This is a genomic window from Actinosynnema sp. NPDC002837, from assembly GCF_040295345.1.
In the GTDB taxonomy this organism is placed as follows: domain Bacteria; phylum Actinomycetota; class Actinomycetes; order Mycobacteriales; family Pseudonocardiaceae; genus Actinosynnema.
The window spans coordinates 1-3,942 of sequence record NZ_JBEOVG010000189.1 but is presented as its reverse complement, the minus strand read 5'-3'; the positions used below and the strand labels follow the sequence as shown (position 1 = coordinate 3,942).

3 protein-coding genes are annotated in these 3,942 nt (G+C 73.4%); 1 reads left to right on the top strand and 2 read right to left on the bottom strand.

Features of this window, described 5'->3' with window-relative positions; genetic code table 11:
• Window positions 1-69: 69 nt before the first annotated feature.
• Both ABTZ99_RS44705 and ABTZ99_RS44700 read right to left on the bottom strand, forming a co-directional pair.
• Window positions 70-1,296 (bottom strand): cytochrome P450, encoded by a 1,227-nt coding sequence (locus tag ABTZ99_RS44705; protein ID WP_499619239.1) that lies wholly within the window; start codon window positions 1,294-1,296, stop codon window positions 70-72.
• A gap of 36 nt (window positions 1,297-1,332) precedes the next feature.
• The gene (locus ABTZ99_RS44700; RefSeq protein WP_498777231.1) at window positions 1,333-2,790 is read right to left on the bottom strand and encodes an MFS transporter; all 1,458 of its coding nucleotides are present in this window, start codon (window positions 2,788-2,790) and stop codon (window positions 1,333-1,335) included.
• Window positions 2,791-2,906: 116 nt separating this feature from the next.
• Here ABTZ99_RS44700 and ABTZ99_RS44695 point away from each other — a divergent pair, with 116 nt between their 5' ends.
• The gene (locus tag ABTZ99_RS44695; RefSeq protein WP_498777229.1) at window positions 2,907-3,767 is read left to right on the top strand and encodes a helix-turn-helix transcriptional regulator; all 861 of its coding nucleotides are present in this window, start codon (window positions 2,907-2,909) and stop codon (window positions 3,765-3,767) included.
• Window positions 3,768-3,942 lie beyond the last annotated feature (175 nt).

Genomic DNA, 3,942 nt, shown 5'->3' with positions numbered 1-3,942 from the left:
GCTCTCCCTTTCGGGGCTTCGGCGGGGCCGGGGCGGGGCGCGCCCCGGGGGCTCGTGGCCGCGCCCGGCTCACCAGGTGACGGGCAGCTCGCGCAAGCCGTAGGAGCGCGCGTCGTGCTTGAACTCCAGGTCCTCGAACGCGACGGCGGGCCGCAGCCCCGGGACGCGCCGGAACAGGGTCTCCAGGACGACCTGCAACTGCACCCGGGCCACGTGCTGCCCCAGGCACTGGTGCGGGCCGAACCCGAACGCCAGGTGGCGCCGCGCGTCGCGGGTCAGGTCGAGCCGGTCGGGGTCGGCGAACGCCGCCTCGTCGCGATCGGCCGCGGCCCCGGACACGATCACCGCCTCACCCCGGCGCACCGGCACGCCCGACACCTCGACGTCCGCGACGGCCACCCGCGCGGTGAAGTGCTCGACGACCGTGAAGTAGCGCAGCAGCTCCTCCACCGCGCCCGGCACCCGCTCCGGGTGCGCGAGCAGGCCGGCCACCCGGTCGGGGTCGCGCATCAGCGCCAGCGCCGCCAGGGAGATCATCCCGGCGGTCGGCTCGTGCCCGGCCACCACGAGCAGCCGGGCGAGGTCGACCAGGGCGTCGCGGTCCACCTCGCCGTGCCGCTCGCGCCGGGTGCGGAGCTGCCTGCTCAGCAGGTCCTCACCGGGCACGCGTTCCTTGCGGGCCACCAGGTCGGCCAGGTAGGAGCGCAGCGCGGCGGTGGCCGCCCCGTGCTGCTCCTCGTCCGCGCCGGCGCGCGCCAACCGGGCGGTCAGCTCCTGGAACAGGACGTGCTCCTCGGGCGGGACGCCCAACTGCTCGCCGATGACCAGCGCGGGCACCGGCAGCGCCAACGCCCCCACCAGGTCGACCGGTTCCCCGGCGGCCAGCATCGCGTCCACGCACCCGTTGACGATCTCCTGGACGCGCGGTCGCAGCAGCCCGGCGTGGTCGGCGGTGAACTCGCCGCCGACCGAGCCGCGGGCCTCCGCGTGCCGGTCGCCGTCCGCGGCGAGCAGCGGCGGGGGCTCGGCGCCCGCCGCGCCACCCGACGTCCGCAGCGGGAACGCCGGGTGGCGGCGGTCCGAGGCGAACCGCGGGTCCGACAGCACGAACCGGGCGTCCCGGTGCCGCGTCACCAGCCACGCGATGCTGCCGTCGGTGAGCTGGACCCGGCTCACCGGCTCCTGGGCCCGCAGCCGGGCGTACTCCGGCGGCGGCTCGAACGGACAGGTCCGCGGAGCGGGGTAGCTCATGAGGTGCGCGGCCGCCGCGACCGCGCCCCGTTCCGCTGTGGTCACGGCGACCTCCTCACTCGGGACCGGGCCCACTCCTCGTCACGCCGCCGCGGCGGCGGCGCGCTTGGCCTGGGCCACCGTGCGGGCGAGGAAGACGGCCGCGACGACGGCGACCGCGGCCAGGATCGCCAGGTAGGTGAACGTGCTCGTGGTGGCGTCCGACGAGGACTCGGGCGTCAGCGGACGTCCGGCCAGGGTCAGGAAGAGGCTGCCGAACACGGCGATGCCGGTCACCTGGCCGAGCTGCATGGTCGTGGTCAGCAGACCACTGGCGTCCGCGGCCTTCTGCATCGGCACCTGCACCAGCGACAGCACCAGCAGCGGGCTGAACGCGAAGCCGACGCCACCGCCGACCACCACGACCGAGATCCACATCAGCGCGCCGTGCGGGTCGCTCTGCGCGCTCGCGGCGATGCCGACGTAGCCGAGGATGCACAGCACCATGCCGATGGTCGGCACGAGGTGGTGGATGCGCGGGGGCAGCTTGCGCCAGAAGAAGCCCACCAGGCCGAACGCGGCGGCCATCGGCGTGAACGTCAGACCCGCGAACAGCGCGGAGTCGCCGAGGCCCTGCTGCAGGTGCAGCGCGAAGGCGAACAGGAAGCCGCCGTAGGCGATCTGGTTGAGCAGCAGGGTGGACACGCCGGTGCCCATGCTGGCGGCCTTGAACACGTCCAGGTTCAGCAGCGGGTCGCCGCCGCGGGCGCCGATGCGCTTCTCCACGACCACGAACACGACCGCGAGCACGAGGCCCAGCGCCACGCAGATGAACGTCCACGCGGGCCAGCCGGCCTCGTGGCCGAGCACCAGCGGCAGCACGATCAGGAACACCGCGGGCACCGAGATGGCCAGGCCCACCGGGTCGAGCTTGCGGGTGCCGCGCGGCGCGTCGGCCTCCATCAGCTTCGGCACCAGCAGCGCCAGGGCGATGCCGATCGGCACGTTGACCAGGAACGCCGGCCGCCAGGTCAGGTCCGCGATGTTGGCGTTGACGATGACGCCGCCGAGGATCATGCCCGCCACCGCGCCGACCGACAGCACCGCGCCGTACGCGCTGAGCGCCTTGGCCCGGGCCTGGCCGGTGAACCGCATCTGGATGACGCTCATGATCTGCGGCACCATGACGGCCGCCGCGGCGCCCTGGACGAACCGGGCGATGATCAGCACGAGCGTGGACGGTGCGATACCGCAGACCAGCGACGCCACGGTGAAGCCGATGGCGCCGATCAGGTACATGCGGCGCCTGCCGTGCAGGTCGCCCAGCCGGGCGCCGGTGATCAGCAGCATCGCGTACGCGACGGTGTAGCCGCCGACGACCAGTTGCAGGGAGGCGCCGGACGCGTTGAGGTCGACGCCGATGGTGGGCATGGCGACGTTGACGATCGTGACGTCCAGCAGGGCCATGAACTGGCCCAGCAGCAGTACCGTCAACATCCCCCACGGGTGCTTGCCCGAGACTTCCTGCGCGGGCGAGGAAGTGGCTGGTTGGGTTGTCATGCGGCCACTGTGGCGGTTCGGGCGAGCACACGGGTAGAGCCCGCGAACACTGTTACTGGTACTACCATGAACTACGCTGTGCGAAGCCGTGGAGGCACAGCGTGAGGATGGGGTTGATGAGCGTCGAGACCGCGGCGACGGTGCAGGAACGTCGCCGAGCCGAACTCGGGCAGTTCCTCCGGGCGTGCCGCGCGAGGTTGAGCCCGGAGGACGTCGGGCTGCCGCCGGGAACGCGCAGGCGCACCGTGGGCCTGCGCCGCGAGGAGGTAGCGCTGCTCGCCGGTGTGGGGGTCACCTGGTACACCTGGATGGAGCAGGGCAGGTCGATCAACGTCAGCGCGCAGGTGCTCGACGCGGTCGCGCGCACCCTCCGGCTGGACGCGACCGAGCGCTGGCACCTGTACCACCTCGCCGAGGCTACCCCTCAGCGCGTCGGCACGACGGCGACGAAGATCCCCGACGAGATCCGGGCGGTGCTGCGGGGCCTGGACCCGCTGCCCGCGACGCTGATCAACGCCCGGTACGACGTGATCCTGGCCAACGACGCGCACGCCGACCTGCTGTGGCAGTGGCACTCGATGCCGTGCGTGCACCGCAACATGCTGTGGTGCCACCTGACCGAGCCCACCGCCAGGCAGAAGCTGCTCAACTACGACGAGGAAGTGCCCTACACGGTGGCCCGCCTGCGCGCCGACTACGCCCGCCACGTGGGCGACCCGGAGTGGGAGGAGGACATCCGGCGGCTGCTCGCGCTCAGCGACGAGTTCGCGGAGCTGTGGGCGCGGCACGAGGTCGCCGAGCCGGAGGTCCGCATCCGCAAGCTGTCCAACCGCGACGCGGGCGACATGGCGTTCTCGATCAACGAGCTGGAGGTGGCGTCGATGCGCGGGATGCGGATCGAGGTCTACGTCCCGGCCGACGACACGACCAAGCAGCGCCTGCCGCTGACCAGGGGACACGTGACGGGGGCCTGCTGACCCGGGTGGCCGCCGCGCGGGCGCCGGCGGACCCCGCTCCCGCGCGGCCGTGGGGGGGGCGGCCCCGCGGGGCCGCCCCGCCCGGGCGGGGGCGGGGTCCACGAAGGAAGGGTAAGGAGCAGGAGCCGCGACCGAACACGCACGGGCGAAGAGGGTCGGAGGCCGCAGCCCGCCC

Bases quoted from the DNA above. Each gene is read 5' to 3' on its own strand.
- ABTZ99_RS44695 (WP_498777229.1), top strand. From the start codon at position 2,907: ATGAGCGTCGAGACCGCGGCGACGGTGCAGGAACGTCGCCGAGCCGAA.
- ABTZ99_RS44700 (WP_498777231.1), bottom strand. From the start codon at position 2,790: ATGACAACCCAACCAGCCACTTCCTCGCCCGCGCAGGAAGTCTCGGGC.